The organism is Leisingera caerulea DSM 24564, from assembly GCF_000473325.1.
GTDB classification, from domain to species: domain Bacteria; phylum Pseudomonadota; class Alphaproteobacteria; order Rhodobacterales; family Rhodobacteraceae; genus Leisingera; species Leisingera caerulea.
Map to the genome: position 1 here is coordinate 17,282 of NZ_KI421515.1, position 4,254 is coordinate 21,535.

The following is a 4,254-nucleotide window of genomic DNA, read 5'->3' on the forward strand; positions in this document are numbered from 1 at the left end:
TGCGGCAGGGGCAGGCGGGGGTGTTGCAGAGCGTTCAAAAAAATCTGCTCTGTTATAAATGAGTTATTTATTAGTTACAGGCGGAAGGGGGCGCGCGCAAAGCCCTTTTTTCATTGGCGATCGGGGCGGATTTTCCGCAGGCAGTGACTCTGAAACCCCGATCAAATGACTCCAAACCCCCGACGAAACGATTCCGAACCCCCGTTGCCGGGACATGTGGATAACCCTAGGGTGGGCGTAATCAAAACCACGATAAAACGAGTCGCCAAACAGGGGCAGCAGATCCCGGCGGGCGGCAGAGCAGACGGCGGACAGGCATATGGCAGCAGAGCTGACGGCGGGAGCGATTCCGCCAGAAGGGCAGGGGGATTTCTTTCTCTGCGATATCTTCGGGGCGATCCCCAAAAACGACCTGGCGTCGATGGAGCACCCGCTGTTCTCGTTGGGCACAAGGCCGGACCGGCGGATCCTCAATTACCAGCACAACGGCGCCGAGATCACCGTGACGCCCTCGGTCAAGGGGCTGGCGACGATCCACGACAAGGACATCCTGATCTTCTGCATCAGCCAGCTGATGGCGGCGCTGAATGCCGGCCGCCAGGTGAGCCGCACCCTGCACCTGAAGGCGCATGACCTGCTGGTTGCCTGCAACCGCGAAACCTCCGGCGATGCCTACCGGCGTCTGCGCGAGGCGTTCGAGCGGCTGGCGGGCACCCGCATCACCACCAATATCGTGACCGGCGGCCAGGAGGTCACCACCGGCTTCGGCCTGATCGAGAAATGGGAAATCGTCCGCAAGGCCCGCGGCGGCAAGATGGTCAGCGTGGCGGTGACGCTCAGCGACTGGCTGTACCGGGCGGTGCTGTCGAAATCGGTGCTGACGCTTTCCCGCGATTACTTCCGCCTGCGCAAACCGCTGGAGCGGCGGATCTATGAGCTGGCGCGCAAGCATTGCGGGCGGCAGAACAGCTGGCAGGTCTCGGTCGAAACCCTGCTGAAGAAATCCGGCTCCGCCTCGCCGCGGCGGGTGTTCCGCAAGATGATCCGCGACATGATTGAGGCGCAGCCCTTGCCCGACTACGCGCTGGAGGAGCTGGAGGGCGATGTGATCCGGTTCTCCCAGAAGGCCGCCGTCACCGAGGCGGTGCTGAACGCGCCCAGCCTGAAGCCCGCAACGCTGGAGGAGGCCCGCGCCCTGATCCCCGGCGCCGACGCCTATGCGCTGGAGGCGGAGTGGCGCGCCATGTGGGTGCGTACCGGCAGCCCGCGCCTCAGGATGCCCGATGCGGCCTTCCTCGGTTGGGTCAGGAAACGCGCCGCGGAATAGGCGCAACAGGCGCCCTTGCACGCGCCCGCCGGCCTTCATCTTTCCCCAAATACTCACAGGCTGTACTCTCAGGCCGAAGGCCTCCGCCTTTGCGGGCAAAGGCGGAGGCCACACCTCTCCAAAAAAGGTCAGCATGATTGACCAAATGTTTCGCGCGCGAAACATTTGGTCCGGACCGGACCTATTTCCGGCAGGGCGCGGATTGTGCGGGATGTGAGAGAGCGCGGGCCCCGGCGTCCGTCCTCAGCGGGGGAGGGGGGAGGAGAGGAGGGACGCCGGGGGCTGCAGGTGGCCGGGGGCACGAGGGGGGAGTGTGCCGGCCGGGCCTTGCGCCTCGGGGGCGAAGCGCGGGGGGTCGGAAATGCGGGGGCCGGGTCAGCCGAAATAGGGGCGGGGCGAGTAATAGGCCAGCTGCGGCCTTGCGGCCAGGCGCTCGCGCTGTTCCAGCGCCCACTGGCAGGCGGTGCAGCCCAGCACCCCGGCGACCGGGTAGATCAGGGCCAGGGCCAGCAGCGGGAGGCCCAGGAGAAAGCCCGCGGCCACGGCTGCCAGGCTTGCGGTAACGCCGGTGAGGGTGCTGATCAGGGTCATGGGGGTGTCTCCTGCGGTCTGTGTGTCTGTGTGTCTTGGCGGCAGCTGGCTGTGTCTGCCTGTTGAGATCTTTCTAGCATGGCAGCCCCGGCGGCGCTGCTGCACCAAAGGATAGGACGGGGGTGCTGAGGGCTATCCGCGGCCTGCCGAGGGTCAGGCGGCCCCGCCTTTTCCAGTCCCTTGGCCTGCCGCAGGGGCAGGCAAGGGAAGCAGGCGTGGGGCTGAAGCGGGAGAGCAGCCCCCGAAAATAACAGGCCCGCCTCAGCCCTGGCGGCTGAGGCGGGCCCGGACAGGCTGCGGCCCTCCCCCCGGAACCGCGGCCCTCCTGACGGGGGCGGCGTCAGCCGCTGCCTTCCTTCAAGGCCTGCGACATGCTGGAGAGCACCGGGCTGATCAGGTAGTCGGCCAGCGTCTGGCGGCCGGTTTCGATCATCGCCTGGGCCGGCATGCCGGGCAGGGCCTTCACATTGGGCAGGGCGGCCAGATCGGCCTCCTTGATACGGATATGCACCGGGTAATAGGGCTGGCCGGTCAGCTGGTCGATGCTGCTGCCCGCCGCCACCATCACCACCTCGCCGGTGACCGGCGGGGTGGAGCGGAAGCTGTAGGCGGTCAATTGCACCCGCGCCAGGCTGCCCTCGGAGACCTCGTCGATATCGGCCACCGCCACCTGGGTTTCCACCAGCAGGCCCGCATCCTCGGGCATCAGCTCCAGGATGGTCTGGCCGGGATCCACCACCTGGCCCAGGGTGTTGATGCTGAGCCCGACCACCCGGCCGTCGCGCGGCGCGCGGATGGTCTGGCGTTCGGCCACGTCCCACGTGGCGTCCAGGCGCTGGTGCAGATCCAGCAGCTGCTCCTGCACGTCCTGGCTTTCGGCGGCGATCCGCGCCGCCCGGTCGCGGCCGGCCTGCAGCCGCCGCTCTTTCATCTCGCCGATCTGCTCCAGCACGTTGCCGCGGTCGCTTTCCATCGCGCCAAGGGTGCCCAGCAGGCCGCTCTGCTGCATCTGCCGCTGGCTGATGCGGGTCTTCGGCACCAGGCCTTTTTCAAACAGCCCGGCCAGGTCCGCCAGCTCCGCCTGCACCAGCGCCAGCTGCTCCTCGGTGGCCCGGATGCGGGCATCGCGGCCCTTGAGCTGGTCGTTGAGCTGGGTGATGCGGCCCTGGATGATGTCCATCTGGCCCTGGTACAGCGCCCGGTTGGAGCTGAGCAGGTCGCGCTGCACCGCCACCAGCTGCGCCAGTTCCGGCATCCGGGCGATGAGCTGCTGCAGCTCGGCGCCGGGCTGCAGGCTGTCCGTTCCCTTCAGCTCCGCGTCCAGCCGCGCCTGCTGCGCCAGCAGGCTGGCCCGCTGGCCGTTCAGGATCGCCAGCTGCGCCTGGATGCGGCGGCCGTCGAGCCGGGCGATCACCTGGCCCTTGGCGACCCGGCTGCCCTCGGTGATGTTCAGCTCGCGCAGGATGCCGCCCTCCAGATGCTGCACCGCCAGCCGGTCGCCGGCCACGTTGAAGGCGCCCGGCGCCACCACTGCGCTGGTCAGCTCGGCCTTGGTGGCCCAGAACACCAGCCCGCCGAACAGGCCGAAGCCGCAGACCACCATCCACAGCACCAGCTGGCGCACCCGGGTCGGCGGCCGTCCGGGCAGCGGCACATCCATGCTGCTGCCGGCGGGCATCAGGTCGCGGAAGCCGCCCTTGGCCGGCACGCGGCCGGTCTCTGCGGGGCTGCGGCTGTCATGTTCCACCAGGCTCATGCGCTTTCTCCTTTAGGGCCGGGCGCCTGTGCGGTTTGCCCGGCGGCGCCCCCTTCCGCGTTGCGGTGGCGGAAGGGGGCGATTTTGGGATCGTCCTGATGCGCCTGCGCGGCGGCCATCGGCTGGGCGGCGGCCTCGATCACCTGGCGCGCCTCGCCGAAGCGGGCGATGCGGCCCTCTTGCAGCAGCGCCGCATGGCTGACCCGGCGCAGCAGGCTGAGCCGGTGGGTCACCGCCACCACCGCGGCGCCGCGGGCGCAGGCTTCTTCGATGGCGGTGGCCAGCGCCTCTTCGCCCTCGGGGTCGAGATTGGCGTTGGGCTCGTCCAGCACGATCAGCTTGCGGTCGCCGAAGAAGGCGCGCGCCAGGCCGATGCGCTGGCGCTGGCCTGCGGACAGGAACTCGCCGCGCGGGCCGACCGGGGCGTTGTAGCCGCCGGGCAGCGCCAGGATCATCTCATGCACCTGCGCCAGTTTCGCCGCCGCCACCACATCCGAGGGCTTGGCGTCCGGGTCCATCAGCGCGATGTTTTCCGCCACCGTGCCCTGGAACAGCTCCACCCGCTGCGGCAGGAAGCCGA

At 68.6% G+C, this 4,254-nt stretch carries 4 protein-coding genes; 1 reads left to right on the forward strand and 3 read right to left on the reverse strand.

All coding sequences use genetic code 11. The features are described from left to right. The first annotated feature begins 319 nt into the window (after window positions 1–319). Window positions 320–1,327 carry a replication initiator protein A gene (locus tag CAER_RS0126930; protein WP_027238269.1) on the forward strand — a complete coding sequence of 336 codons (1,008 nt, stop codon included), beginning with the start codon at window positions 320–322 and terminating at the stop codon, window positions 1,325–1,327. A gap of 375 nt (window positions 1,328–1,702) precedes the next feature. Here the strand turns inward: CAER_RS0126930 and CAER_RS0126935 are convergent, their stop codons facing one another. The 3 genes from CAER_RS0126935 to CAER_RS0126945 form a co-directional block, all read right to left on the reverse strand. After that, window positions 1,703–1,918, reverse strand: coding sequence for a hypothetical protein (locus tag CAER_RS0126935; RefSeq protein WP_027238270.1), 216 nt, complete (start codon window positions 1,916–1,918; stop codon window positions 1,703–1,705). Window positions 1,919–2,258: 340 nt separating this feature from the next. Beyond that, the gene (locus CAER_RS0126940) at window positions 2,259–3,674 is read right to left on the reverse strand and encodes an HlyD family type I secretion periplasmic adaptor subunit (protein ID WP_027238271.1); all 1,416 of its coding nucleotides are present in this window, start codon (window positions 3,672–3,674) and stop codon (window positions 2,259–2,261) included. Then, window positions 3,671–4,254, reverse strand: a 584-nt coding sequence (locus CAER_RS0126945; protein WP_027238272.1) for an ATP-binding cassette domain-containing protein, incomplete at its 5' end; no start/stop codon positions are given. The genes CAER_RS0126940 and CAER_RS0126945, both read right to left, overlap by 4 nt.

Coding starts and splice junctions, on each gene's coding strand:
- CAER_RS0126930 (WP_027238269.1), top strand. CDS start 320: ATGGCAGCAGAGCTGACGGCGGGAGCGATTCCGCCAGAAGGGCAGGGG.
- CAER_RS0126940 (WP_027238271.1), bottom strand. CDS start 3,674: ATGAGCCTGGTGGAACATGACAGCCGCAGCCCCGCAGAGACCGGCCGC.
- CAER_RS0126935 (WP_027238270.1), bottom strand. CDS start 1,918: ATGACCCTGATCAGCACCCTCACCGGCGTTACCGCAAGCCTGGCAGCC.